We start from the raw sequence: 24,807 nt of genomic DNA, 5'->3' as shown, positions 1-24,807 counted from the left end.
GGCTTGCCAAAGGGATTCAAGGCCTTCACAGATTGATTCAGCGTGCCCGTCGTCTTCGAGAAAGTGCGGGGCGCTCGAAGGCGCGGGAAGGCCGGCCCCCGTTCGTACAATGGGCTTTTGCGGAAGCCTTGCGCGCCGGCTCCGTTTGCAATTCAGAAGGTAGGGCGATGTCCGATATCGTAATCCGGAAGGCAGAAGCGAAAGACGAAGCGCGCTGGCGCGATTTATGGGCCGGCTATGTGGATTTCTATCGCGGGTCGGTGCCGGAGGAGGCCACGGCAATGACCTGGTCGCGAATTCTCGATCCGGCAAGCAACATCGATTGCCTGGTTGCGGAGCGGGCCGGACAGGTGGACGGCATCTGCAACTACGTCTTCCACGACAGCACCTGGAGCACGCAGCCCATCTGCTACCTGCAGGATCTCTTCGTCGATCCGAAGTCGCGCGGCGGCGGGCTTGCGAAGCAGTTGATCCTGGCCTGTGAGGATGCAGCGAAAGCCAAAGGCGCGTTTCGTCTCTACTGGCAGACCCAGGAATATAATGCGCCGGCCCGTTCGCTTTACGACACGATCGTGCCGCGTTCGTCGTTCATCGTCTACCGCAAGAACATCTAGAATGCGGCAAATCGTCGATGTTGCATTCCGGATGCGCCGGACTTAGGACAAGTGGATGAACCAGACCCTGTTTTCTCATCTGCCAGAGTTTCAGCCGGGCACCGTCTGGCTGGTCGGCGCCGGCCCGGGCGATCCCGGCCTGCTGACGCTGCTCGCCGTCAAGGCGCTCGGCGAGGCGGATGTGATTGTCCATGACGCGCTCGTGAACGACGAATGCCTGAAATTCGCCCGGCCGGGGGCCAAGCTGGAATTTGCCGGCAAACGCGGCGGCAAGCCTTCCGCCAAGCAGCGCGACATTTCTCTGCGGCTGGTGGAACTGGCGCGCGCCGGGCACCGGGTGCTGCGCCTCAAGGGTGGCGATCCTTTCGTCTTCGGGCGCGGCGGCGAGGAAGCACTGACCCTTGTCGAAAACAATATCGGCTTTCGCATCGTGCCGGGCATTACCGCGGGCATCGGTGGACTGGCCTATGCCGGCATTCCCGTTACCCATCGGGAAGTCAATCATGCCGTGACATTCCTGACCGGTCACGATTCCTCCGGCGTCATTCCGGACCGGATCGACTGGGATGCGATCGGACGCGGTTCGCCTGTGATCGTCATGTATATGGCCATGAAGCATATCGGGCAGATCAGCACGCAACTGATCGCATCGGGACGTTCGCCGGACGAACCCGTTGCCTTTGTCTGCAATGCGGCGACGACGGCGCAATCGGTGCTGGAAACCACGCTCGGCGATGCGGAAGCGGCCGTCGCGCGGTCCGGCATCGAGCCACCGGCGATTGTCGTGGTGGGCGAGGTCGTGCGCCTGCGGCCGTCTCTCGACTGGCTGGGCGCGCTTGCGGGACGCAAGCTGAAACCCGATCCCTTCGCTGCCGAGGCGCACAAGGTGTCGGCATGAGTGGACTGCTGATTGCGGCTCCGTCTTCCGGTTCGGGAAAGACGACGGTCACGCTTGGCTTGCTGCGGGCGCTGAAAAACCGTGGCGTCGCGCTGGCGCCCGGCAAGGCCGGGCCTGATTATATCGATCCCGCTTTCCATACGGTCGCAAGCGGTACGCCCTGCCTCAACTTCGATCCCTGGGGCATGCGCCCGGAACTGCTGCTGGCCAATGCGACTCTGCATGCCGGGGGTGGTCGTACGCTGGTGATCGAGGCGATGATGGGTCTCTTTGACAGTGCGGTCGACGGGCAGGGATCGCCCGCCGACCTCGCCGCCATTCTCGGGCTCAGCGTCATTCTGGTGGTCGATTGCCGGGGCATGTCCCATTCCATCGCCGCCCTCGTCGGCGGCTTTGCCAATCACCGCATCGATACGCGCATTGCCGGCGTGATCCTGAACCGGGTCAATTCCGACCGGCACGAGAAGATGCTGCGGGATGCGCTCGACCAGATCCGGATGCCGGTTCTGGCGGTGCTGCGTTCATCGAAGGAACTCGTCGTGCCGGAGCGCCATCTCGGCCTCGTGCAGGCGGAGGAGATCGGCGGGCTCGATGCCTTCATCGAGAAGGCGGCCGAAGCGGTGGCGCAGAAGGCCGATTTCGACCGCATCCTGCTCTCGGCGAAGCAGGTGCCGCAACGGCCATCGGAGGCGAATATTCCGCGCCTGCCGCCGCTCGGCAATCGCATTGCGGTGGCGCGGGATACGGCCTTTGCCTTCGTTTACGAACATATGCTGCTTGGTTGGCGCCGGCGTGGGGCCGAAATGAGTTTCTTCTCGCCGCTTGCCGACGAGGCGCCCGATCCGGATGCCGATGCGATCTATCTGCCCGGCGGCTATCCCGAACTGCATGCGGGCAAGCTCGCCGCCAACAGCCGCTTCATGGAAGGGGTCCGGCAGGCTGCAGCGCGGGGCGTGCGCGTCTTCGGGGAATGCGGCGGCTACATGACCCTGGGGGAGGGACTTGTCGATGCGGCAGGCGACCGCCACGCCATGCTCGGCCTGCTGCCCCTGGTCACCAGCTATCAGGCCCGCAAGCGGCACCTGGGTTACCGTTACCTCACCCCGCTGCCGGGTGCACCCTTCACGCAGGCCATGCGCGGCCACGAATATCACTATTCGAGCATTCTCTCCGAAGGCGACAATGCCGACCGCCTCTTTGCCGTCAGGGATGCCGCCGGCAACGATCTCGGCCAGGCGGGGCTGATCCGCGGTTCGGTTGCCGGTTCCTACATGCATCTCGTCGATATCGAGGGGGATGGACGGTGGAAGCGGCGCTGAAACCTCTGGCTGAACCTGTCCGGGCTGCTCCCATCCTGCATGGCGGGGGGGTGACCGAGGCTGCCCGCGTCTATAGCGGGCGGATCGAAGACTGGCTCGACCTTTCGACCGGCATCAATCCCAATCCCGTCGAATTGCCCGCCATCCCGGCGGTTGCCTGGCATCGACTGCCGGACCGGCATCTGGGCGAGGCGGCCGGCCATGCGGCACGCGACTACTATGGTACGCGGCATTGCCTGCCCTTGCCAGTTCCGGGCACGCAATCCGTGATCCAGCACATGCCAAAGCTGGCCGACCCCGCCCGCCGGGTCGCCATCCTCTCGCCGACCTATGGCGAATATGCGCGGGTGCTTCGGGCCGCCGGCCTGCCGGTCGATGCGCTTTCCGACCTCTCGGACGTCACGGACGAGCATGGCCTCGTCATCGTGGTCAATCCGAACAACCCGACAGGCCGCCGCCACAGCCGTGACGACCTTTCGGCGCTGGCGGAAAGGCTGCGGGTGCGTGGCGGGCGGCTGCATGTGGATGAAGCCTTTGCCGATGGCGGGGCGGGCGAAAGCCTCGCGCCGCTTGCGGGAGAGCGGGAGGGTTTGACCGTTTTCCGGTCCTTCGGCAAGTTCTTCGGGCTTGCGGGCCTTCGCCTCGGCTTCGTGCTCGGCACGGAGGGCGATCTCCAGCGGTTTGCCGATTGGCTGGGCCCCTGGCCGGTGTCCGGCCCGGCGCTGGTGATTGCCGAACGGCTGATGCGGAGCGATCTGGAACCGGTGCGGGCGCGCATCGCGGAGCGTCATGCGGGTCTGACCGCCGTGCTCGACCGTTGCGGCCTGACGATTGCGGGCGGCACGCCGCTTTTTGCCCTGGTCGAACAGGATCGAGCCGCCGCACTTCACGACCACCTCTGCCGCCATCACATCCTGACGCGGAAATTCGATTATGAGAGCCGCTGGCTGCGCTTTGGCCTTGCGCCCAATGCGGCGGCCGACCGGCGGCTGGAACAGGCCTTGCAGGAGTTTGCCGCATGAGCTGCCGGTTTCTGGTGCTCTTTCTCGCGCTCGTTTTCGACCGGATCGTCGGCGACCCCGACAGTCTCTGGCGCAAGTATCCCCATCCTGTCGTCCTCTTCGGGAAGGCCATTTCCTTTTTTGACAAGCGCTGGAACGATCCCGCGCTCTCTTTTGCGGATCGCAAGCGGAACGGCGTGATGGCGCTCATTCTGCTGCTCGCCGTCAGCCTGCTGGCCGGCCATGGGCTTCACCGGCTGTTTGCCCATCTCGGTCCGTTCGGGGTGGCGGCAGAGGCGCTGGTTGCCGGCGTGCTCCTGGCACAGAAGAGCCTCGCCGATCATGTGCAGGCCGTGGCCCAGGGGCTTCGGAAGGACGGGCTTGCGGGAGGGCGGCGCGCCGTGTCGATGATCGTCGGCCGCGATCCGGAGACGCTCGACGAGCCGGCCGTCTGCCGTGCCGCCATCGAAAGCCTGTCGGAAAATTTCTCCGATGGCGTGGTGGCGCCCGCCTTTTGGTTTGCCGTGCTCGGTCTGCCGGGGCTGTTTGCCTACAAGATGCTCAATACGGCCGACAGCATGATCGGACACAAATCCGACACCTATCTCGCCTTCGGCTGGGCCTCGGCCCGAACGGATGATTGGGCCAATCTGGTGCCCGCCCGCTTCTCCGTTCTGCTGATCGCGGCTGCGGGTTTCGTCTTGCGCGGGGCTGCAGCTGGCCGGCTCGCGGTGGGCGTCGCGCTGCGCGATGCGGGACTGCACCGCTCGCCCAATTCCGGCTGGCCGGAAAGTGCGATGGCAGGCGCGCTCGACATCCAGCTCGCCGGACCCCGGGTCTATGGAGGCGTCAAGGTGAGCGAACCGATGATCAACGGTGCGGGCCGGGCCGATATCGGCGCTGCCGATGTCGAAGCCGCCGTCTCTGTGTTTCTGGGGGCCTGCACCGCTTTGGCAGTGCTGGTTGCTGGCTTGCTCGTTGCGGCGGCTGCCTTCTAGTCGTCAGGCTGGCCTGCCCCTCAAGTATTCATGAAGCATTTACCCTGACTGTACTCGTTTGGCACAGTTTCGCCATTTTTCAGTCTCTCTCAACCTTTGTCTGCTTTGCTTCGACGTTGAAATATGTCTGCAAAGGGGATGGACATGAAGAAGGTTTTGTCTGCGCTCGCAACCTTCCTGTTGGGGGCAGGGCTGGTTTCCGGGGCGGAAGCGGCAACGCTGGTGGCCAAGGTCAGCATCGCCGACCAGAAGATGGTTGTTTATAAAAACGGCTTCGAGAAGTATAGCTGGCCGGTCTCGACCGCGCGTCGCGGCTATTACACGCCGACGGGTAACTATACCGCCAAGTGGGCGTCCAAGCACCACCGCTCGAAGAAATATGACAATGCGCCCATGCCCTATGCCATCTTCTTCAATGGCGGCTATGCGGTGCATGCGACTTTCGACCTGAAGCGCCTCGGGCGGCCCGCATCCCACGGTTGCGTCCGGCTGCATCCCGACAATGCGGCGACGTTCTTCTCCATGGCCCTGGAGGAGGGGCTTGGTAACACCAAGATCATCATCACCCAGTAGACGGGCAGGGGGCAAGCGCCCCCTCCGATCAATCGTTGCCGGCGGCGCGTGACAGTCTTTCCATGTCCGGGACGGTCACGAGGCGGTTGTTTTCGACGAGGATGACGCCATCCTTCCGCAGCTTGGTCATTTGCCGGCTGACGGTTTCGATGGTCAGGCCCAGAAAATCCGCAATGTCGGCACGCGAAAGCGGCAGTTCATAGGTCATGCTCTCTCCCTTTTCGGGATCGAGATGGGTGGCGATGAGATAGAGGAAGCTCGCCACCTTTTCCTGCGCGGTCTTGCGGCCGAGCGTCAGCATCCAGTCGCGGGCTTCGTCCAGTTCCTTCAGCGCCTGATTGTGGAGCTGATGTTCGAGGTTGGACGATTCGGACATGAGCCGTTCGATGATCGGCTTCGGGAAGACGCAGACTTCCGTATCGGTGGCGGCTTCCGCCGTCAGCGTGCTTTCCGCATGGAAGGGACGACCGATGAAATCGGGGGCAAATTGCAGGCCGACGATCTGCTGGCGGCCATCGGCCATCATCTTCGACAGCTTGATCACGCCCTTCAGGATATTGGAGTAGGACGCAATCCGCTCGCCCTGTCCGACAACCTCGTTGCCGGCATGCACGACCTTGCGGTTCGAGTGCTTGGACAGTTCCACGAGCTGCTGCGGCGTCAGGACACCGCATACACCGCCATGCCGGGCCTCGCAGGAGCGGCAAACGACCGGAATATCCGAATTGTGAATATCCTTGCGCAGTATGTCCATTCTATCCCCCGCGTCGCCGTGCCTTCCCTGAGGGGCTGCATTTCCTGCGTGTCTCCGCGGCTGCCTAGTCAATTTAGCAAGCCGTTTCAATCACCAGCGTGAAAATCGTCCCCGGCAATTCGCCGCACATAATGGTCGTACGATGCAATTTGATCGAAGTCAAAGAGCAATCGTTTCGACCAAGGTAGGGACGTCCTTATGCCGCATGGCAACCTTGTCCAAGAAAGGCCGAAAGCCGTGACCCAGGAACTCCTCACAAAGTATTCCGCTGCTGTTCCCCGCTATACGAGCTATCCGACGGCGCCGCATTTCGGGCCGCAGATCGAGGCGAACACCTACGGGTCCTGGCTGCGGGACATTGTCCCGGGCCAGACGCTTTCCCTCTATTTCCACATTCCCTATTGCGACCGGCTGTGCTGGTTCTGTGCCTGCCACACCAAACACACGCTGAAATACGAGCCTATCGCCAAATATCTCGTCTCGCTGAAGCGCGAGATCGAGACCATAGGCGGCATGGTGGACAAGGGTGCGCGCGTTACGGCGGTGCATTTCGGCGGCGGCTCCCCGACCATGGTGAAGCCTGACGATCTGCGCGACCTGATGGCCCATGTGCGCTCCCATTTCACCTTCGATCCCGGCGCGGAAATTTCCGTCGAGATGGACCCGAACGATCTCGACGCGCCGCTTTACGATGCGCTTGCCGATATCGGGATGACGCGGGCGAGCCTCGGCGTGCAGGATTTCAATCCGGTCGTGCAGAAGGCGATCAACCGCATCCAGACCTTCGAGCATACCAAGTCGGTGGTGGATGCGGTGCGGGCACGGGGCGTCCATTCGGTGAATTGCGATATCCTCTATGGCCTGCCGCACCAGACCATTGCTTCGGTCGAGGCAACGGTCTCGCAGATCCTGTCGCTCGATCCGGATCGGGTGGCACTGTTCGGCTATGCGCATGTGCCGTGGATGAAGAAGCACCAGACCATGATTCCCGAAGCGGCGCTGCCGGACGGTATGGAGCGCTTCCGCCAGATGAGCCGGGCAGCAGACATGCTGGTTTCCGCCGGCTATGAGCCGATCGGCATCGACCACTTCGCCAAGCCTGCCGATACGCTGGCGGTCGCGGCGCGTAACGGCACGCTGCGCCGGAACTTCCAGGGTTATACGGACGATGCCGCAGACGCGCTGATCGGCTTTGGCGCGTCCTCCATCGGACAGCTGCCGCAGGGCTACGTGCAGAACATTCCCGCCACCGGCGAATATGAACGCGTCGTCGAAGCGGGTGGTCTTGCTGCAGTGCGGGGTATCGCGCTTTCGGACGATGACCGGCTGCGGGCCGACGTGATCGAAAAAGTCATGTGCCAGTTCGGTTTCGCCTTTGCTCCCTTGCTCGAGGCGCATGGCCGCCTGGCGGAGACGGTCATCCGCGAGGCGAAGGAATTTGCGGCTGCCGACCGTGACGGGATCGTTCAAATCGATTCGACCGGTTTCCGGCTGACCGAGAAGGGAAAACCCTTCGCCAGGGTTGCGGCTGCTCGCTTCGATACCTATCTCGCCAACGGCAAGGGACGGCATTCGGTCGCCGTGTGAGGATTCATCATGCTGTTTCGGCCACAGGGAAGCGTCAAAATTTCCGCATTGCGGGAGGAAAGCATTGGCTTTTGGACGATCTTTCCCTATGACATGGGCCTGAATTGACATGACATGAGGTTAATGGCGTGACTGCTACATTCGACAAGGTTGCCGACATCATCGCGGAAACGAGCGAAATCGATCGCGAGACGATTACGCCCGAAAGCCACACGATCGATGATCTCGGCATCGACAGCCTTGACTTCCTCGACATCGTATTTGCGATCGACAAGGAATTCGGCATCAAGATTCCGCTGGAGCAGTGGACCCAGGAAGTCAACGAGGGCAAGGTTTCCACCGAAGAATACTTCGTGCTGAAGAACCTCTGCGCCAAGATCGACGAACTGCGCGCCGCCAAGGCCTGATCGCCGACACCGCGGAACGGAGGCCTCCATGCTCCTGGAATATTTCCAGATGATCGATCATGTGGAGGCCCTGGACCTCCGGAAGCGCGTCCTCAAGGCGCGCTCGGTCGTGCCCGAAAAAAGCCCCGTCTTCGAAGGACATTTCCCCGGGATGCCGCTGGTGCCCGGGGTTTTGCTCATTGAAACCATGGCGCAGGCCAGCGGTTTTCTCGTGCTGGCCGTGTCTGAATTCGCGGCCATGCCGTTCCTGATGAGCGTCGACGGCGCGAAGATGCGGACCTTTGTCGAGCCCTCCACCGTGCTCGACATCGAGGCGGAGCTGGAACATGATGGCTCCGGTTTCGCCGTCACCAAGGCGCGCATCACGGCCGGCGGCAAGAAGGTCTGCGACGCGCAGCTGAAGCTGCGCACCATGCCCTTCGATCAGGTGCCGCTTGCCGACATCGTCAAGAACCGGGCCCGGGAAGTGGGCCTCATGGACGCCATACGCGCCGGAGCTGAAGCCTCCGGCAATTGAGGTAAGATCATGAAGAGATCCGATCAGGACGTGGTGATTACCGGCATCGGTATCGTCACGTGCCTTGGCGTCGGCAAGGACGCTCATATCCAGGCCCTCACGGCGGCCGTTGCCCCGACGCCCCGCGTCGAAACCGAGAAATTCGCGCCCTATCCGGTGCATCCGCTGCCCGAAATCGACTGGTCGCAGCAGATCCCGAAGAAGGGCGACCAGCGCCAGATGGAAAACTGGCAGCGCCTCGGCGTCTTCGCGGCCGGTCTGGCACTCGATGACAGCGGCTTCAAGGACGATGCTGAAGCGGTCGGCTCCATGGACATGATCGTCGCTGCCGGTGGCGGCGAGCGTGACGTCAACGTGGACAGCCTGATCGTCGACGAGGGCCTGAAGCGGAACGACCGCGAGCATCTGCTGAACGAGAAGCTGACGACGGAACTGCGCCCGACGCTGTTCCTTGCCCAGCTCTCCAACCTGATGGCCGGCAATATTTCCATCGTCCACAAGGTCACGGGTTCCTCCCGAACCTTCATGGGTGAAGAGGGCGCCGGTATTTCCGCCGTCGAGACGGCGGTGGCGCGCATCAAGGCCGGCCAGTCCACCCATACGCTGGTGGGCGGCGCTTTTTCCGCCGAACGCATCGACATCATGCTGCTGATCGAGGCGATCCAGGGCCATTCCCGCGACAGCTGGAAGCCGTTCTGGTCCCGCGATCCTGCCGACGGCGGCGGCATGTTCCTTGGCTCCGTCGGGGCTTTCCTGATGCTGGAATCGCGGGCGCATGCGCAGGCGCGCGGCGCCAAGATCTACGCCGTCATCGGCGATATCCAGGGCGACCGCGGCAGCCGCGAGGAGGGCAAGCTCGAAACCCGTCTCTCCCGCCTGCTGGACAGTGCACGGGCCGTTCCGGCCGAGGATCTTGTCATCTTCTCCGGCTCGACCGGATTCCACGATCTCGCCCGCCGCGAGAAGGCTGCGCTGGAATCGGCCCTGCCAGCCGCGCCGATCCGCGCTTATGGCGGCCTCTCCGGCCACGGGGTCGAGGCGCAGTTTCCGCTCGGCCTCGCCTTTGCGGCATTGGCGCTGAGCGAAGGGGCGAAGGTCCCGCCTTTCGATGCCTCCGGCGAAAAGGCCATGGCCAAGCCGGCCCGCCACGCCCTCGTCACCACCGTCGGTCACGTGCGAGGGGAAGGGATTGCCCTTCTCTCCGCCGACGCCTGAGGAGTAGTACCATGACGTCTTCCGCTTTCACCGATCATCTCGGACGCCCGATCGTTGCCGTGACCGGCATGGGTGTGGTGACTTCGCTCGGCCAGGGCCTCAAGGACAACTGGGCGGCGCTGACCTCCGGTACCTCGGGTATTCGCAAGATCAGCCGTTTCCCGACGGACGGGCTTTCGACCCGCATTTCCGGCATGATCGACTTCATCAGCATCCCTGCACCGAATGCGGTGGAACGTTCCTATGCCTTTGCACGGGAAACCACCGAGGAAGCACTGGCGCAGGCAGGCCTCTCCGGCGATTTCGGCGGTCCGCTTTTCCTTGCCGCGCCGCCGATCGAGCCCGAGTGGAGCGCTCGCTTCGATCTCGCAGACCGTGCCGGTCCGAGCGAGAAGCCGGGCGATGCCTATGACCGATTCCTGGCCGTACTGCGCGAGAGGGCTGACCCGGTCTTCCACGAAGCCGCACTCTTCGGCGCCATCTCGGAACGGCTTGCCGACCGGTTCGGAACCCGCGGCCTGCCGGTGACGCTGTCGACGGCCTGCGCTTCGGGCGCAACCGCGATCCAGCTTGGCGTCGAGGCAATTCGCCAGGGCCGGACGACCCGCGCGCTGACCGTTGCCACCGATGGTTCGGTCAGTGCCGAGGCGCTGATCCGCTTCTCGCTCCTGTCGGCGCTCTCGACCCAGAACGATCCGCCGGAGAAGGCCTCCAAGCCCTTCAGCAAGGACCGCGACGGCTTCGTGATTGCGGAAGGGGCGGCGACGCTCGTGCTGGAATCGCTGGAATCGGCAGTCGCCCGCGGTGCGAAGGTGCTTGGCATCATGAAGGGCTGCGGCGAGAAAGCCGACCATTTCCACCGCACGCGCTCCTCGCCGGATGGCGGGCCGGCGATTGCGACGATCCGCGCCGCGCTGGAAGATGCCGGTCTCTCGGAAGCAGCGATCGGCTATATCAACGCCCATGGCACCTCCACGCCCGAGAACGACAAGATGGAGTACAACTCCATGCGCGCCGTCTTCGGCGAGGCGCTGTCGAGCATCCCGGTCTCGTCCAACAAGTCGATGATCGGCCATACGCTGACGGCGGCGGGGGCGGTGGAGGCGGTGTTCTCCATCCAGACCATGCTGACCGGCACGCTGCCGCCCACCATCAATTATGTGAACCCGGATCCGGCCATCGAGCTGGACGTCGTGCCCAATGTGAAGCGGGAGGCCAGCGTTTCAGCCGTGCTTTCCAACTCCTTCGGCTTCGGCGGACAGAATGCCAGCCTTGTCATGACGGCAGAACCGGCATAATTCAGGCCCCGAACCTCAAGAACCCATGAAACGCCCAGACCGGGCGAAGGATCGTCTCATGCGCGCGCTGCAACTCATCGAAGACCGCCGGCTCGAAGCGGTCGACCTGCCCGAGCCCGAAGCACCCGGCCCAGGCGAGGTAACCCTTCGCGTCAAGGCCGTCGCCCTCAACCATATCGACGTCTGGGGCTGGCGCGGCATGGCCTTCGCCAAGCGCAAGATGCCGCTCGTCATCGGCGCGGAAGCCTCCGGCGTGGTGGATGCCATCGGCCCCGGCGTTTCCAACGTGCTGCCCGGCCAGCTCGTCGCCGTCTACGGCGCACGCACCTGCGGGCTCTGCAAGCCCTGCCGCGAAGGCCGGGACAATCTCTGCGAACACGTCGCCGGCGTGCACGGCTTCCATCTGGACGGCTTCGCGCAGGAAAAGATCAACATTCCGGCCCGCCAGCTGGTGCCGGCGCCTCACGGTGTCGATGCAATCGGCGCGGCACTCGCCCCGGTGACCTTCGGGACCGTCGAGCACATGCTGTTCGACAATGCGAAGCTCGAACCCGGCGAAACGATCCTCGTCCATGCGGGCGGCTCCGGCATCGGCACGGCGGCGATCCAGCTCGCCAAGAAGATTGGCTGCACGGTCATCACGACCGTCGGTTCCGACGACAAGATCGAAAAGGCCAAGGCGCTCGGCGCCGATCACGTGATCAACTACCGCACGGACCGCTTCGAAGGCGTGGTGCGCAAGATCACGAAGAAGAAGGGCGTCGACGTGGTCTTCGAACATGTCGGCAAGGATACCTGGGCCGGCTCGATGTTCTCGCTGAAGCGCGGTGGTCGACTGGTGACCTGCGGCTCCACCTCCGGTGTCTCCACCGAGGTGAACCTGATGATGCTCTTCCAGCAGCAGCTGAAGCTGCTGGGCTCCTTCGGTTGCCGGATGGAGAACATGGCCAATGCCATGCAGAAGATGGCGCGCGGCCTCGTGCATCCCGTGATCGACACCGAAGTCAGCTTCGACGACATCGGCACGGCGCTGGAGCGGATGGAGAGCCGTCAGATCTTCGGCAAGATCATCCTGAAGATGGACTGATCTGCCCATGAAGATGTTCGTGACCCGGATCGTGCTGGCGCTCTACCATTTTCGCCAATGGCTGATCGCGCAGATTGCCTTCGGGTCGCTCAATGTCCTGAAGCTGTTTCCGGCCGACAAGGCGATGACGGTTGCGGACCGCCTGATGCGCCGCATCGGTCCGCTTACGTCGCGGCACAAGCTGGTTCTTTACAATCTCAGGCGGGCCTTCCCGGAGAAATCCGAAGAGGAGATCCACGACATCGCGCTGGGAAGCTGGGGCAGCCTCGGCCGGATGGTCGCCGAATACGTCTTTCTCGACCGGCTGTTCGATTTCGATCCCGACAGCGACAAGCCGGGCCGAATCGAAGTGTCCGGCATCCCGATCTTCCTCGATCTTCGCGACAATCCGCGGCCTTTCATCGTCTTTACAGCCCATTCCGGCTGCTTCGAGCTTCTGCCGGTCGCCGGGTCCTCCTTCGGGCTATCGGTGACGGTGCTGTTCCGCCCACCGAACAACCCCTATATCGGCGACAAGGTCTTCCAGTTTCGGGCCGCCCGCATGGGCAAGCTTGTGCCCTCCCATGCCGGTTCCTCTTTCGCCTTGGCGCGCACGCTGGAAGAGGGCGGAGGGGTCGGCGTCCTGGTCGACCAGAAGTTCACGCGGGGCGTGGAAACCCGATTCTTCGATCTGCCGGTGCAGACTAACCCGTTGCTCGCCAAGCTTGCCCGCCAGTTTAAGTGCGAAGTTTATCCCGCACGGTGCGTCCGCCTGCCGGGAAACCGGTATCGTCTTGAAATAGAACCGCGGATGGAACTGCCGACAAAGCCGGACGGCTCCCTCGACGTTGCCGGGGTGGCACAACTTCTGAATGATAAAGTGGAATCCTGGGTTCGGGAGTATCCCGATCAGTGGCTTTGGTACCATGATCGGTGGAATATAAAGAATCACTTGTAATTACCCCCAAAGCTGGGGTGTTTTTCGCCACCTGACGGAACTCTCCACAACCTTCAGTGGCCAATGTTAATAATTATTTCTATCGAAAATTTATGATCCGGCGCTGCTTTGACCAAAAAAGGTGCAAATCGCATCCTTGGCAAGCCTCCTGCAAGGTTGAATAATTGTTGTGTAGATGTACAATTAGTTAACAAAACGAAATAACCTCGTCCCGGTACATGATGAAGCGGGGCGCGGAAACGATAGGTCCGTTTCTCCGCCCGGGGCGATGGCCGTGTTCTCACTGATGTTAATCGCGTGACGGATGTTCCCTGAAGACTGAAGGGGGCAGCTGCTCGCGAGCTTCGTTTAGGAGGGCAGGGACGCGCATCACCGGGATAACCGAGGAGTGGTCCTGAGGGGTGTTCGGCAGCCGGGGCGATGATCCCGGCGGATGCTGACTGACGGGACAAGCGACCTTCCCGGTTGGGGGCGCATGGGAGATGCAGACTTGAAAGAGCTTATCGATCTATTCTGGACCAAATATTCCCAGATCAAAAAAGCCGTCGGCGAACTCGACGAACAATCGATCGCCATTCTCGACCGGGAGGTCGAAAGCCTGCTGGATACGATTTTTGCCCGGGAAGCCGCCAATGCGGTCGAGATCCAGATGCAGTTCCTGCTTGCCATCGAGCTGCTGCGCCGCGAGTCGGAAGATGCGTGCTGCGTGCTCCGTCACGCCGGGAACCTGCACAAGGTGGTGGAACGCCATATCATTCCCGGCCATGTCGGTCCCTTCACGCCGGACGATCTCGATCGCTCCGTGGCGCCGGAACGGGTTGCCGTCGATGCGTCTGTACAGACCGGCATCGACATTTCCCTGCTCGAAAGCCTGTCCAACCGCGTGTCCGTCGTGGCGCCCGATTACCGTTTCGTATTTACCAACGAAGCCAATGCTACGGCGCTCAACCGGGCTCCGGAGGAACTGCTTGGCCGCCATATCGGCGAGTTCATCGGTCTGCACCGCTTCGTTCAGGGGCTGAAGGAACGGCTCGATCGCTGCTTCGCGGGCGAGATCGTGGACTACACCTATGCGGACCAAATGGGAGACCGCACCGTCGTGGTCCGTACGCGCCTGTCGCCCTACTACGCGCCGAATTCGGTCCTTATCGGGGCGCTTCTTGTGGCAGAAGAGCTTCCGGACCGCCGCCAATCCTCGGCTGCGTGATAATTTTTTTACTTGAACAAAAAACGAAGGGCTCCATTTCGATGGGGCCCTTCGCTTTTTCGCGGAAGCCTTAATTTTGTTTTTAACGCTCAATTGATGAGTATTGTTTTTTCTCTGTCAAAAATAGTTTCGCGAAGAGCGGTGCTTCCGGGCGTATAGTACCCGCAATTTACAGTATGTATTCGATGATATTTTGGTGCAATATTTGAACGCTACATGATCACGCTACATTGAAAGTGAGCAAAAGTCATGTTATGGAATAAAAATTCGGCGACTCTCCGGGCAGCGGGAGGGTGCCGTACAGGGGGCGGATAACCGGGGGGCCGGGGTTTCCGCATTTATCTCAGGAAGTGAGGTGCTTACTTGCTGTCACGATTGGAAGTCTTTTCCAACATCGAGTCTCAGATCGAACGGGCGATACAACTGGGACAGGACAATGTGGTCGAAGATCTGGATCGGGAAATCGATCCTGTATTGGAAGATATTCTTCTTTATCAGGCCACCAATACAATGGAGCTGTACAAGCAGCTGAAGTTCATCACCGACCTTCTGGTTCGGCGATCCGACGATGCGGCGACGGTGGTTCGCCTTTCCGCCAAGATGTCGGAGCTCTTGTCCCGCTACTTTCACGAGGGCCAGCTTCGGCTGGACCGGGGGCTTGGTGTCAGGCCTTCGGTACTGACCGTGCCGCTCGCGGCGCGGGAGGATGCCATCGGTTCCATGCCGTCAGTATCGCGGGTGGCGGTGGTGTCCATCGACCAACGCTTTCTCTACTGCAATTCGGTCATGGCCGAGGATCTCGGGACATCACCGCGCACGCTGATCGGGCGCCCGATTGCCGATTTCTGTGACATGGACGTTTTCGAGGCCCATTACCGGCCGCATTTCGACGTCTGCATGGCGGGCGATTTTCGGGAGTTCGAGGCGCCACTCCTGTCGGGCGGGCAGGGGAGCGGGCCTTTCCACATCCGGCTCACGCCGCTTCGGAATATCGAGCGGCGGATCACCGGTTCTGTGATCGTGGCGCAGGCCAGCTTGCCGGAACCGGTGGAAGTGGGTCACTGATACGAAAAGGGCAGGCGACCGATCCGGTCGACTGCCCTTTTTCCTTTGGATCCTGTCCGGCAATCAGGGCCGGATGAAAGACAGAAGATGGTCGCGCTCGAAGGCGATGTGTCGCCGGCGCGCTTCGAAAAAGCCCCGGAACATGTAGCCGGCGGCTTCCATATTGACCGGATCGCCGCGGCCGAGCTTCATCAGCACTTCAGCCAGTTCCTCGGCAAAGCACTCATCCTCGAAATGTTCGTATTTCAGCCGCTCGAGAATGGCGGCGAGTTCGCTATTCGCTTCCTGCTGCCGAGCGAGCCAGGGGAAGAAAACATCCTCTTCATAAGAATGGCTGCGCTTCATCAGAGCGCCCAGGGCCTGGGCGGCGAAAATGCACTTCTGCCGGTTCACGCTGGCCGGAAGACTGTCGGCGATATCTTCGAGTTCCCGGCACAGGGCGAGCTGTTCGTTCTGGGAGGTCATCATGGCAGCGATCGATGGCGTTTCGCGTCTGGCCGTGCCGACGGCCGCTGCCGGATCCCAGCTTGTATCGCGTGCTTCCATGATCTTCTTTCCCCTGGTGGAACCGCCACCGGCAAAGAGGGGCGGTCTCCCCCATCCTGAACTAGGCTTTATTACGCCCGCACCCTGCTTCGCCTTGATTCAGATCAAGGCTGGGGACGGGCTGGAGTGCGAAACGTGCAACGACGCAAAAGTGGATTCGCGAGCCTTTAGCGTCGCAACCGGCCTTGCGGATCATCAGCAAAGACGTTGGGGGATTCCAACAATGAACTACACGATTGAAACCATTCTCATAGGAGTGGGCGTGTTTCTGGCGGTGCTTGGGGCAGCATTCGCGCAGGACAGCCTGTTCCAGGCGCACATGGGTGTGCTGGCGGTCACTCTGGCCATCGGCTTCATCCTCATGCTTCGCCGCATCAACTTCAAGACTGCCGGACAGGCTCCGTCCGAATCCGAATATTTCGATGAGGTCGTACGCTATGGCGTGATCGCCACCACCTTCTGGGGTGTCGTCGGCTTCCTGGTCGGCGTGGTCGTTGCCTTGCAGCTGGCCTTCCCGGACCTCAACATCGAGCCCTATCTCAATTTCGGGCGTCTGCGTCCGCTCCATACGTCTGCTGTGATTTTCGCCTTCGGCGGCAACGCACTGATCGCGACCTCGTTCTACGTGGTCCAGCGCACCTGTCGCGCCCGCCTGTTCGGCGGTTCGCTCGGCTGGTTCGTGTTCTGGGGCTACCAGCTCTTCATCGTCATGGCCGCCACCGGCTATGTGCTGGGTATTACCCAGGGCCGTGAATATGCCGAGCCGGAATGGTATGTCGACCTGTGGATCACCATCGTCTGGGTCGCCTATCTGCTGGCCTTCCTCGGCACGATCCTGAAGCGCAAGGAACCCCACATCTACGTGGCCAACTGGTTCTACCTGTCCTTCATCGTCACCATTGCCATGCTGCATATCGTCAACAACCTGGCGATCCCGGTCTCCTTCCTCGGTTCGAAGAGCTATTCGCTGTTCTCCGGCGTGCAGGATGCGCTGACCCAGTGGTGGTATGGCCATAATGCCGTCGGCTTCTTCCTGACTGCCGGCTTCCTCGGCATGATGTACTACTTCGTTCCGAAGCAGGCTGGCCGTCCGGTCTATTCCTACCGCCTGTCGATCATCCACTTCTGGGCCCTGATCTTCATGTATATCTGGGCCGGTCCGCACCACCTGCACTACACCGCGCTGCCGGATTGGGCACAGACCCTCGGCATGGTGTTCTCCGTGATGCTCTGGATGCCGTCCTGGGGTGGCATGATCAACGGTCTGATGACGCTGTCCGGCGCATGGGACAAGATCCGTACCGACCCGGTCATCCGCATGATGATCATCGCCATCGCCTTCTACGGCATGTCGACCTTCGAAGGTCCGATGATGTCCATCAAGGCTGTGAACTCGCTCAGCCACTATACCGAATGGACCATCGGTCACGTTCACTCCGGCGCTCTCGGCTGGGTTGGCATGATCACGTTCGGCGCGATCTACTACCTCGTACCGAAGCTGTGGAACCGCGATGGTCTCTACAGCCAGCGTCTGGTGAACTGGCACTTCTGGCTGGCCACCCTCGGCATCGTGATCTACGCGGCCGTTCTGTGGGTTGCCGGTATCCAGCAGGGCCTGATGTGGCGCGAATATGACAGCCAGGGCTTCCTGGTCTACTCCTTCGCCGAATCGGTCAAGGCCATGTTCCCCTACTATGTGCTGCGTGCCGTCGGTGGCGCCCTCTACCTCGTTGGCGGCCTCGTCATGGCCTACAACGTCTACATGACCATCCGTGGCTACAAGCGGAACGAAGCCCCGATTGCCGGCTCCGTCCCGACCCTGCAGCCCGCTGAATAAGGAGGTGGATCCATGTCCATTCTTGACAAGCATCAATATATCGAACGGAACGCGACCCTCCTCCTGGTCTGCTCCCTGCTGGTCGTGACCATCGGCGGCATCGTGGAAATCGCTCCGCTGTTCTACCTGCAGAACACGATCGAGAAGGTCGACGGCATGCGGCCCTATTCGCCGCTGGAGCTCGCCGGCCGCAACATCTACATCCGTGAAGGCTGCTATGTCTGCCACAGCCAGATGATCCGCCCGTTCCGCGATGAAGTGGAACGGTACGGTCACTACTCGCTGGCCGCGGAGTCGATGTTCGACCATCCGTTCCAGTGGGGTTCGAAGCGCACGGGTCCGGATCTCGCCCGCGTGGGCGACAAGTACTCCAACGAGTGGCACGTCCAGCATCTGACCGAGCCGCGCGACGTGGTGCCGGAATCGATCATGCCGAGCTATTCCTTCCTGAAGGAAACGCCGCTGAAGATAGCCAACATCAAGGCTGATCTGACGGCGAACACCGAAGTGGGCGTGCCCTACAGCCAGGAAGACCTCGACAATGCCGACGCCGATCTCAAGGCCCAGGCTGATCCGAACGCGGATACCACCGCTCTTCTGGCCCGCTATCCCAAAGCCAAGGTTGGCGATTTCGACGGCGATCCTGCCAAGTTGACCGAGATGGACGCACTCGTCGCCTATCTCCAGATGCTCGGCACGCTGGTGGATTACTCCAGCTACAACGACGAATCCGGTTACCGGTAAGAGGAGGCGCGAGATGGAAACCTACACAGCCATGCGCCAATTCGCGGATAGCTGGGGACTGCTGGCGATGGCCCTCTTCTTCGTGGGGGTCATCGGCTTCACCCTTCGTCCGGGCGGCAAGAGACAGGCCGACGAGGCCGCAAATATCCCTCTCAAGGAGGATTGAAAGATGGCAGAAAAACACGTCGACGAAATCAGTGGCGTCTCCACCACTGGCCATGAGTGGGATGGCATTCGCGAACTCAACAACCCCATGCCGCGTTGGTGGGTCTATACCTTCTATGCGACCATTCTCTGGGCGATCGGCTATTGCGTCGTCTACCCGTCGATCCCGCTGCTGACCGGCAATACCAAGGGCACGTCCGGCTTCTCGAGCCGTGCGTCGCTGACCGCCGAACTCGATGCCGCCAAGGCCGCGCAGAAGGCAACGCTCGACAAGATCGCTGCTACGCCGGTGGGCGATATCGCCAAGGACAAGGCTCTGACCGAGTTCGCCGTGGCCGGCGGGGCCGCTGCCTTCAAGAACAACTGCGCGCCGTGCCATGGCTCGGGCGCAGCCGGTGGCAAGGGCTTCCCGAACCTGAACGACAACGAATGGCTCTGGGGCGGCAAGGTGGAAGACATCTACACCACGCTCACCCACGGCATTCGCTACGCCCAGGATGCGGACACCCGGACCTCCGAAATGCCGGCCTTTGCCGATGTGCTCCAGCCGGAGCAGATCAAGCAGGTGGCAGCCTATGTGGTCAGCCTGACCGGCAAGGCCTCCGACCAGGCTCTGGTCGAGCCCGGCAAGCAGGTCTTCGCTGAAAACTGCGCGGCTTGCCATGGCGACAATGCCCAGGGCAATCGCGAAATGGGTGCGCCGAACCTTGCCGATGCCATCTGGCTCAAGGTCAATGGCGAAGCCGAGATCGCCGGCCAGGTTTCTCATCCGAAGCATGGTGTGATGCCGGCCTGGGGTGCGCGCCTCGGCGATGCCACCGTCAAGCAGCTGGCCGTTTACGTCCACCAGCTGGGCGGCGGGGAATAATAAAGACAGGGGCAGGCTTGCCTGCCCCTGCTTCATCGGAGCCGCGGCATCCCCCGGGATGCCGCGGTTTTTTCATGCCGATTCGCAGAGACGCTTCAGTCGCGCCAGATCGTTGGCGACCGCAGCCGCGTCCCGTTCGAAATCCTCGTCTGCGGTGCCGTCCATCCGGAGCAGCGTGAAAATCACCTCGGCACCGTCGCCGTTCGGCTGTACTCTCAGCGCATTGTAGAACTGCCGCCCATCCTCGAAGGTGACCGTGTGATCCACGACGCCGAATGGGTTCTGTTCCGCAAAACGCAGGCGGATCGCGCCGATTGGCCCGCCATCCGCCACATAATCCCGTCCATCGCGGCGCATTGTCGCGGACAGGCCTTCCGCCCAGCGGGGCATCTCCTCCGGTGTGGCGACTAGGGCGTAAACTTCGCGCCAGTCGCGCGAGATAGTGAGGTGAATGAGCCTGACAGGGTGGGTTTTCATCGGAATTTCTTCTCCTGTTCGCTCCGCCAGCGGCGGCGTTCCGGCCGGTCGCGACGCTTCGCCGCTGCTTGATTTAAGTCAAGGCAGCGGGGAGTGGGAAGTGGGAAGAGATTCACACGTAAAACAAGGGTGAAATGCGATGAATCTCTACACCGATCCCAAGCTGAAGCCGGAGGAGGTGGAGCGCCTGGAGGCGAGCCCCGTCAATTCGGCCAAAGTGAGAAAGCCGCTTTACGAAGCCCGCAAGAAGATCCATCCGAAGCGTGCTTCGGGACGGTTCCGGCAGTTCAAGTGGCTGGTCATGCTGATCACCCTCGGCATCTATTACCTGACGCCCTGGATTCGCTGGGATCGTGGCCCGTTTGCGCCCGACCAGGCGGTGCTGGTCGATATCGCCAATCGCCGTTTCTACTTCTTCTTTATCGAGATCTGGCCCCAGGAATTCTTCTTTGTCGCGGGCTTGCTCGTCATGGCGGGCTTCGGGCTGTTCCTGATTACCTCTGCGGTCGGGCGCGCCTGGTGCGGCTATACCTGTCCGCAGACCGTTTGGGTGGATCTGTTCCTCGTGGTCGAGCGGGCCATCGAGGGAGACCGCAATGCCCGCATCAAGCTCGACAGCGCACCCTGGAGCCTCGACAAGATCTGGAAGCGAGTGGTCAAGCACGCCATCTGGCTGGCCATCGGGGTCGCCACGGGCGGCGCCTGGATCTTCTATTTTGCCGATGCGCCGACCCTGGGCTTCGATTTCGTAACCGGTCAAGCCGCCCCCATCGCCTATATGACCGTCGCCGTCCTGACGGCCACCACCTATGTCTTCGGTGGCCTGATGCGTGAGCAGGTCTGCACCTACATGTGCCCCTGGCCGCGTATTCAGGCGGCGATGCTCGACGAACACTCCCTGGTCGTGACCTATAATGACTGGCGCGGCGAGCCGCGCGGCCGGCACTCCAAGAAGGCTGCTGCGGCCGGCGAGGTCATGGGCGATTGCGTGGATTGCAATGCCTGCGTGGCCGTCTGTCCCATGGGGATCGACATTCGCGACGGGCAGCAACTCGAATGCATCACCTGCGCCCTCTGCATCGATGCCTGCGACGGCGTCATGGACAAGCTCGGCCTGGAACGCGGCCTCATCCACTATGCAACGCTGAATGAGTATGACGCGAACATGGCGCTGGCGACCGGCAATGGCGCAACGCCGATCAACCCGCGAAACATCCGGGACGAAAACGGCAAGTTCAACGACAAGATCCGCCATTTCGACTGGCGCGTGATCTTCCGCCTGCGCACGCTGATCTATTTCGGTGCGTGGTCGGCTGTCGGTGTCGCGCTTCTGGTGGCGCTGCTTTCCCGCGATCGCCTGGAGCTCAACGTGCTCAAGGATCGCAACCCGCAATTCGTGCTGGAAGCCGACGGGTCGATCCGCAACGGCTACATGCTGAAGGTGCTGAACATGATCCCGGAAAAGCGGCCGATGGTGCTCTCCATCGACGGGCTGCCCGATGCCACCGTCAAAATCCCCTCGCTGTCCGAGACGGAAGGCCGGTCCTTCGCCTTCGAGGCCGATCCAGACAAGACCGAGCCGATGAAGGTCTTCGTCACCCTGCCGCCCGGCAAGACGGCTGGCGAATCCGGCGAGTTCCGGTTTATCCTAGAAGACAAGCCGGGCCATGAACGCGATGTCGTTGAAACCACCTTCACCCTTCCGGAGGCCAAATAATGAGCATGAATCCGAGCGAAACCGGAAAGCCGGAGGGCTTCGTTTTCACGGGCCGCCACATGGCGCTGGTCATGGTGCTGTTCTTCGGAACGATCATCGCCGTCAACCTCACCATGGCCTGGTTCGCCCGGTCGAGCTGGAGCGGGCTGGTGGCGGAGAACACCTATGTGGCCAGCCAGGAGTTCAACACCAAGGCAGCGCTGTCCCGCAAGATCGAGGCCTCCGGCGTCAAGGGCGCGCTGACCGTCAAGGACAATGCCATCGCTTACCAGCTCACGGCGCCGAAGGCGGAAGGGGAGATCGCGACCCGCGTTCTCCTGACCTTCCGCCGCCCGGTCGGCGATCACCAGGATTTCCAGCTGGAGCTCGCCGATACCGGCAACGGCACGTTCCGGGGAGCACATCCCGTGCTGGCCGGTCAGTGGATTGTCGAGGCCGAAGCCTTCAAGGGCGATGCGGTGGTGATGCATGAGGCCGTCCGGGTGATGGTCGACGGAGTGAAGTGACATGAGCTGCTGCGCGCCCGGAACCGAAGGTGCCCTGGACTACGAGAAGATCAGTCACGGTCTGCCCACATCCGAGGAATTGTGGCTTGCGAGCCGCGATCTCGGCAACGGGCTGCGCCAGACCGATCTGTCCGTACCGGGTGTCCATTGCGGAACCTGCATCGTCACAATCGAGGGTGCGCTCAAGGCGGACCCGCTGGTAACGCGGGCGCGTGTCAATCTTTCCACCAAGCGCGTTTCCTTCGTCTGGAAGGCGGAGGAGGGGAGCGAGCGTACCGATCCGGTCTCGCTCGTCCGTCGCATCGCGGCCACGGGCTACGATGCCCATCTCTTTTCGAGTGCGGAAGAAGTGAACGATGCCTATCGCAACGAGCTGATCCGCGCCGTGGCCATCTCGGGCTTTGCCGCCGCGAACATCATGCTGCTGTCCGTCTCGGTCTGGTCCGGGGCGTCCGATGCGACGCGCGACCTCTTCCACTGGATTTCCGGCCTCATCGCCGGGCCTGTGCTGATCTTTGCGGGGCGCTTCTTCTACCGCTCCGCTTGGAGTGCGCTGAAGCATGGCCGCACCAACATGGATGTGCCGATCTCGCTGGCGATCACGCTTTCCTATGCCATGTCGCTGTGGGAAACGATCCATCACGGCCCGCATGCCTGGTTCGATGCGACCGTGTCGCTGCTGTTTTTCCTGCTGATCGGCCGTACGCTCGATCACGTCATGCGCGACAAGGCGCGGTCGGCGATTACGGGCCTTGCCCGGCTTTCGCCGCGGGGCGCCACCGTGATCAACGCGGACGGCAGCCGTGAATACCGGCCCGTCGAGGATATCCGCCCCGGCGACCGGGTGGCGATTGCCGCCGGAGACCGCATTCCCGTCGACGGCAAGGTCATTGCCGGTCTTTCCGATATCGACATGTCCATCGTCAATGGCGAGAGCGCGCCGGTGCCGGCGGGCGCGGGCAGCGCGTTGCAGGCGGGTACCCTCAGCCTCACCGGTTCGCTGGTACTGGAAGCCACGGCGACGGCGCGCGACAGTTTCCTGTCTGAGATCATCGGCCTGATGGAGGCCGCCGAAGGCGGGCGCGCCCGCTATCGCCGGATCGCCGATCGTGCCGCCCAGTATTATTCGCCGGCCGTGCATCTTCTGGCGCTTCTCTCCTTCCTCGGCTGGGGCATTTTCGGCGGAGACTGGAAGCAGGCCATGCTGATCGCCACCTCGGTGCTGATCATCACCTGCCCCTGCGCGCTCGGCCTTGCCGTGCCGGTGGTGCAGGTCGTGGCCGCAGGCCGTCTGTTCCAGAACGGCATCATGGTCAAGGAAGGCTCTGCCATGGAGCGGCTGGCCGAGATCGACAGCGTGCTTTTCGACAAGACCGGGACACTGACCTCCGGACGTCCGCGCCTCACCAACCGGGGCGAGACCCGGCCGGAAGCGCTGGAAATCGCAGCGGGTCTTGCGCTCCATTCACGCCATCCGCTCAGCCGCGCGCTGGTTTCCGCCGCCTCCTCGGCCCGCGATTTCACCGATGTCTCGGAAAGACCGGGAGAGGGGCTGGAAGCGGTTGCCGCAGAGGGGATTTATCGGCTCGGCAATCGCCGCTTTGCCTGCAACGAGACAGAGGAGCAGGGCGCCCGGGGTGAAATTGCCTCTGAAGTGGTGCTCTCCCTCGATCATCGCCCGCTTGAAATCTTCCGCTTCGAAGACATGCCGCGTCCCGGCGCCCAGAAGGCCGTCTCGGCTCTGGCGCAGCAGGGATTCCAGACCGTGGTTCTCTCCGGCGACCGCGCGCCTGTGGTGAAGGATCTTGCCGCCCGCCTCGGCATCGCCGACTGGCGCGCCGCGCTTTCGCCGCGCGACAAGGCCGACTATTGCGCGGACGCGTCGAGGTCCGGCCACAAGGTGCTGATGGTCGGCGACGGGATCAACGACGCGCCGGCGCTGGCCGCCGCGCATGTCTCCATGGCGCCTGCCACGGCTGCGGATATCGGCCGGCAGGCCGCCGATTTCGTGTTCCTGCGGGAGGGCCTTGACGCCGTGCCTCTCGCCATCGAGATCTCGCGTCGGGCCGGGCGGCTGATCCGCGAAAACTTCGCGCTGGCCATCGGCTATAACGTTCTGGCTGTTCCGATCGCCATTGCCGGTTACGCCACGCCGCTCGTCGCTTCGATTGCCATGTCCACCTCGTCGATGATCGTGGTGCTCAATGCGCTGCGTCTCAACCGGCTTGCCCAGGGCGAGAGCCCGATCCGGGACGAAAAGGCCGTCAACGATCCGGACGTCCAGGGCGCGAGGTTTGCCTGATGAGCAATCTGCTGATCCTCATTCCGGTTGCGCTGTTCATGGGAGGGCTCGGTCTTGCCGGCTTCCTCTGGTCGTTGAAATCCGGCCAGTATGAAGACCTGGACGGGGCGGCCTGGCGCGCGCTCGACGATGGCAACGACAAGCCGGAGGTCTGACGGCCGGGACTTG

26 protein-coding genes are annotated in these 24,807 nt (G+C 62.3%); 23 read left to right on the top strand and 3 right to left on the bottom strand.

Annotation, left to right across the window (positions count from 1 at the left end):
- Positions 1-167 precede the first annotated feature (167 nt).
- The 6 genes from ACT54B_RS00650 (at position 168) to ACT54B_RS00625 (ending at position 5,403) form a co-directional block, all read left to right on the top strand.
- Positions 168-614 carry an N-acetyltransferase family protein gene (locus ACT54B_RS00650; RefSeq protein WP_476042060.1) on the top strand — a complete coding sequence of 149 codons (447 nt, stop codon included), beginning with the start codon at positions 168-170 and terminating at the stop codon, positions 612-614.
- Positions 615-669: 55 nt separating this feature from the next.
- Complete coding sequence (cobA, locus tag ACT54B_RS00645; RefSeq protein WP_476042058.1) at positions 670-1,512, top strand: uroporphyrinogen-III C-methyltransferase; 843 nt, start codon at positions 670-672, stop codon at positions 1,510-1,512.
- Entirely contained in the window at positions 1,509-2,831 is a 1,323-nt protein-coding gene (locus ACT54B_RS00640) for a cobyrinate a,c-diamide synthase (protein ID WP_476042057.1), read from the top strand. The genes cobA and ACT54B_RS00640 overlap by 4 nt, the downstream gene beginning before the upstream one ends.
- A complete protein-coding gene (gene cobD, locus ACT54B_RS00635) occupies positions 2,816-3,853 on the top strand; it encodes a threonine-phosphate decarboxylase CobD (protein WP_476042056.1) in 1,038 nt (345 codons plus the stop codon). Before ACT54B_RS00640 ends, cobD begins: the two co-directional genes overlap by 16 nt.
- Positions 3,850-4,830 carry an adenosylcobinamide-phosphate synthase CbiB gene (gene cbiB, locus ACT54B_RS00630; protein ID WP_476042055.1) on the top strand — a complete coding sequence of 327 codons (981 nt, stop codon included), beginning with the start codon at positions 3,850-3,852 and terminating at the stop codon, positions 4,828-4,830. Before cobD ends, cbiB begins: the two co-directional genes overlap by 4 nt.
- A 144-nt stretch (positions 4,831-4,974) precedes the next feature.
- Entirely contained in the window at positions 4,975-5,403 is a 429-nt protein-coding gene (locus tag ACT54B_RS00625) for a L,D-transpeptidase (RefSeq protein WP_476042053.1), read from the top strand.
- 28 nt (positions 5,404-5,431) lie between these two features.
- On the opposite strand, the gene ACT54B_RS00620 is transcribed toward ACT54B_RS00625, so the two are convergent.
- Positions 5,432-6,157, bottom strand: coding sequence for a Crp/Fnr family transcriptional regulator (locus ACT54B_RS00620; RefSeq protein WP_476042051.1), 726 nt, complete (start codon positions 6,155-6,157; stop codon positions 5,432-5,434).
- A 237-nt stretch (positions 6,158-6,394) separates the two neighbouring features.
- Between ACT54B_RS00620 and hemN the strand changes: the two genes are divergently transcribed.
- From hemN to ACT54B_RS00575, 9 genes are all read left to right on the top strand, one after another.
- Entirely contained in the window at positions 6,395-7,744 is a 1,350-nt protein-coding gene (gene hemN, locus ACT54B_RS00615) for an oxygen-independent coproporphyrinogen III oxidase (RefSeq protein ID WP_476042049.1), read from the top strand.
- 128 nt (positions 7,745-7,872) lie between these two features.
- A complete protein-coding gene (locus ACT54B_RS00610) occupies positions 7,873-8,151 on the top strand; it encodes an acyl carrier protein (RefSeq protein ID WP_046797252.1) in 279 nt (92 codons plus the stop codon).
- 28 nt (positions 8,152-8,179) lie between these two features.
- On the top strand, positions 8,180-8,668 hold the full coding sequence (locus ACT54B_RS00605) for a 3-hydroxyacyl-ACP dehydratase FabZ family protein (protein ID WP_476042047.1): 489 nt from the start codon (positions 8,180-8,182) through the stop codon (positions 8,666-8,668).
- A gap of 9 nt (positions 8,669-8,677) precedes the next feature.
- Positions 8,678-9,883 carry a beta-ketoacyl-ACP synthase gene (locus ACT54B_RS00600; protein ID WP_476042045.1) on the top strand — a complete coding sequence of 402 codons (1,206 nt, stop codon included), beginning with the start codon at positions 8,678-8,680 and terminating at the stop codon, positions 9,881-9,883.
- Positions 9,884-9,894: 11 nt separating this feature from the next.
- The gene (locus tag ACT54B_RS00595) at positions 9,895-11,181 is read left to right on the top strand and encodes a beta-ketoacyl-ACP synthase (RefSeq protein ID WP_476042043.1); all 1,287 of its coding nucleotides are present in this window, start codon (positions 9,895-9,897) and stop codon (positions 11,179-11,181) included.
- A 58-nt stretch (positions 11,182-11,239) separates the two neighbouring features.
- Positions 11,240-12,268, top strand: a complete 1,029-nt coding sequence (locus ACT54B_RS00590; protein ID WP_476042042.1) for a zinc-binding dehydrogenase — start codon at positions 11,240-11,242, stop codon at positions 12,266-12,268.
- Positions 12,269-12,275: 7 nt separating this feature from the next.
- Positions 12,276-13,205, top strand: a complete 930-nt coding sequence (locus tag ACT54B_RS00585; protein WP_476042040.1) for a lipid A biosynthesis lauroyl acyltransferase — start codon at positions 12,276-12,278, stop codon at positions 13,203-13,205.
- A gap of 490 nt (positions 13,206-13,695) precedes the next feature.
- Complete coding sequence (locus ACT54B_RS00580) at positions 13,696-14,412, top strand: PAS domain-containing protein (protein WP_476042038.1); 717 nt, start codon at positions 13,696-13,698, stop codon at positions 14,410-14,412.
- 363 nt (positions 14,413-14,775) lie between these two features.
- The gene (locus ACT54B_RS00575; RefSeq protein ID WP_476042036.1) at positions 14,776-15,477 is read left to right on the top strand and encodes a PAS domain-containing protein; all 702 of its coding nucleotides are present in this window, start codon (positions 14,776-14,778) and stop codon (positions 15,475-15,477) included.
- Between the two features lie 63 nt (positions 15,478-15,540).
- On the opposite strand, the gene ACT54B_RS00570 is transcribed toward ACT54B_RS00575, so the two are convergent.
- Positions 15,541-16,023, bottom strand: coding sequence for a hemerythrin domain-containing protein (locus ACT54B_RS00570; protein WP_476042035.1), 483 nt, complete (start codon positions 16,021-16,023; stop codon positions 15,541-15,543).
- Positions 16,024-16,246: 223 nt separating this feature from the next.
- Between ACT54B_RS00570 and ccoN the strand changes: the two genes are divergently transcribed.
- The 4 genes from ccoN to ccoP are packed head-to-tail and all read left to right on the top strand — an operon-like array spanning position 16,247 to position 19,637.
- Positions 16,247-17,860: a cytochrome-c oxidase, cbb3-type subunit I gene (gene ccoN / locus ACT54B_RS00565; protein WP_476042033.1), complete on the top strand. Its 1,614-nt coding sequence runs from the start codon at positions 16,247-16,249 to the stop codon at positions 17,858-17,860.
- A 12-nt stretch (positions 17,861-17,872) separates the two neighbouring features.
- Entirely contained in the window at positions 17,873-18,604 is a 732-nt protein-coding gene (gene ccoO / locus ACT54B_RS00560) for a cytochrome-c oxidase, cbb3-type subunit II (RefSeq protein ID WP_476042031.1), read from the top strand.
- Between the two features lie 13 nt (positions 18,605-18,617).
- Positions 18,618-18,770: a cbb3-type cytochrome c oxidase subunit 3 gene (locus tag ACT54B_RS00555; protein ID WP_476042029.1), complete on the top strand. Its 153-nt coding sequence runs from the start codon at positions 18,618-18,620 to the stop codon at positions 18,768-18,770.
- A gap of 3 nt (positions 18,771-18,773) precedes the next feature.
- The gene (ccoP, locus tag ACT54B_RS00550; RefSeq protein WP_476042027.1) at positions 18,774-19,637 is read left to right on the top strand and encodes a cytochrome-c oxidase, cbb3-type subunit III; all 864 of its coding nucleotides are present in this window, start codon (positions 18,774-18,776) and stop codon (positions 19,635-19,637) included.
- 72 nt (positions 19,638-19,709) lie between these two features.
- Here the strand turns inward: ccoP and ACT54B_RS00545 are convergent, their stop codons facing one another.
- On the bottom strand, positions 19,710-20,114 hold the full coding sequence (locus ACT54B_RS00545) for an SRPBCC family protein (protein WP_476042026.1): 405 nt from the start codon (positions 20,112-20,114) through the stop codon (positions 19,710-19,712).
- Between the two features lie 139 nt (positions 20,115-20,253).
- Here ACT54B_RS00545 and ccoG point away from each other — a divergent pair, with 139 nt between their 5' ends.
- From ccoG to ccoS, 4 genes are read left to right on the top strand one after another with little or no spacing between them, the layout of a single operon-like run.
- A complete protein-coding gene (ccoG, locus tag ACT54B_RS00540) occupies positions 20,254-21,831 on the top strand; it encodes a cytochrome c oxidase accessory protein CcoG (protein WP_476042024.1) in 1,578 nt (525 codons plus the stop codon).
- Positions 21,831-22,337: a FixH family protein gene (locus ACT54B_RS00535; RefSeq protein ID WP_476042022.1), complete on the top strand. Its 507-nt coding sequence runs from the start codon at positions 21,831-21,833 to the stop codon at positions 22,335-22,337. Before ccoG ends, ACT54B_RS00535 begins: the two co-directional genes overlap by 1 nt.
- A gap of 1 nt (position 22,338) precedes the next feature.
- The gene (locus ACT54B_RS00530) at positions 22,339-24,639 is read left to right on the top strand and encodes a cation-translocating P-type ATPase (RefSeq protein ID WP_476042020.1); all 2,301 of its coding nucleotides are present in this window, start codon (positions 22,339-22,341) and stop codon (positions 24,637-24,639) included.
- On the top strand, positions 24,639-24,794 hold the full coding sequence (ccoS, locus tag ACT54B_RS00525) for a cbb3-type cytochrome oxidase assembly protein CcoS (protein ID WP_476042018.1): 156 nt from the start codon (positions 24,639-24,641) through the stop codon (positions 24,792-24,794). The genes ACT54B_RS00530 and ccoS overlap by 1 nt, the downstream gene beginning before the upstream one ends.
- The last annotated feature ends 13 nt before the right edge of the window (positions 24,795-24,807 follow it).

This window comes from Gellertiella sp. DMC107 (assembly GCF_056313605.1).
Note: the sequence above shows the minus strand (reverse complement) of the source record. Positions and strands in the feature narration are given on the sequence as shown.

Excerpts from the sequence above, each read along its gene's own strand:
- ACT54B_RS00570 (WP_476042035.1), bottom strand. The coding sequence starts at position 16,023 with ATGGAAGCACGCGATACAAGCTGGGATCCGGCAGCGGCCGTCGGCACG.
- ACT54B_RS00650 (WP_476042060.1), top strand. The coding sequence starts at position 168 with ATGTCCGATATCGTAATCCGGAAGGCAGAAGCGAAAGACGAAGCGCGC.
- cobA (WP_476042058.1), top strand. The coding sequence starts at position 670 with ATGAACCAGACCCTGTTTTCTCATCTGCCAGAGTTTCAGCCGGGCACC.
- ccoO (WP_476042031.1), top strand. The coding sequence starts at position 17,873 with ATGTCCATTCTTGACAAGCATCAATATATCGAACGGAACGCGACCCTC.
- ACT54B_RS00555 (WP_476042029.1), top strand. The coding sequence starts at position 18,618 with ATGGAAACCTACACAGCCATGCGCCAATTCGCGGATAGCTGGGGACTG.
- ACT54B_RS00620 (WP_476042051.1), bottom strand. The coding sequence starts at position 6,157 with ATGGACATACTGCGCAAGGATATTCACAATTCGGATATTCCGGTCGTT.
- ccoG (WP_476042024.1), top strand. The coding sequence starts at position 20,254 with ATGAATCTCTACACCGATCCCAAGCTGAAGCCGGAGGAGGTGGAGCGC.
- ACT54B_RS00535 (WP_476042022.1), top strand. The coding sequence starts at position 21,831 with ATGAGCATGAATCCGAGCGAAACCGGAAAGCCGGAGGGCTTCGTTTTC.
- ACT54B_RS00605 (WP_476042047.1), top strand. The coding sequence starts at position 8,180 with ATGCTCCTGGAATATTTCCAGATGATCGATCATGTGGAGGCCCTGGAC.
- ACT54B_RS00625 (WP_476042053.1), top strand. The coding sequence starts at position 4,975 with ATGAAGAAGGTTTTGTCTGCGCTCGCAACCTTCCTGTTGGGGGCAGGG.
- ACT54B_RS00530 (WP_476042020.1), top strand. The coding sequence starts at position 22,339 with ATGAGCTGCTGCGCGCCCGGAACCGAAGGTGCCCTGGACTACGAGAAG.
- ccoN (WP_476042033.1), top strand. The coding sequence starts at position 16,247 with ATGAACTACACGATTGAAACCATTCTCATAGGAGTGGGCGTGTTTCTG.
- ccoS (WP_476042018.1), top strand. The coding sequence starts at position 24,639 with ATGAGCAATCTGCTGATCCTCATTCCGGTTGCGCTGTTCATGGGAGGG.
- cbiB (WP_476042055.1), top strand. The coding sequence starts at position 3,850 with ATGAGCTGCCGGTTTCTGGTGCTCTTTCTCGCGCTCGTTTTCGACCGG.
- ACT54B_RS00595 (WP_476042043.1), top strand. The coding sequence starts at position 9,895 with ATGACGTCTTCCGCTTTCACCGATCATCTCGGACGCCCGATCGTTGCC.
- ccoP (WP_476042027.1), top strand. The coding sequence starts at position 18,774 with ATGGCAGAAAAACACGTCGACGAAATCAGTGGCGTCTCCACCACTGGC.
- ACT54B_RS00600 (WP_476042045.1), top strand. The coding sequence starts at position 8,678 with ATGAAGAGATCCGATCAGGACGTGGTGATTACCGGCATCGGTATCGTC.
- ACT54B_RS00640 (WP_476042057.1), top strand. The coding sequence starts at position 1,509 with ATGAGTGGACTGCTGATTGCGGCTCCGTCTTCCGGTTCGGGAAAGACG.
- ACT54B_RS00545 (WP_476042026.1), bottom strand. The coding sequence starts at position 20,114 with ATGAAAACCCACCCTGTCAGGCTCATTCACCTCACTATCTCGCGCGAC.
- ACT54B_RS00590 (WP_476042042.1), top strand. The coding sequence starts at position 11,240 with ATGCGCGCGCTGCAACTCATCGAAGACCGCCGGCTCGAAGCGGTCGAC.
- ACT54B_RS00585 (WP_476042040.1), top strand. The coding sequence starts at position 12,276 with ATGAAGATGTTCGTGACCCGGATCGTGCTGGCGCTCTACCATTTTCGC.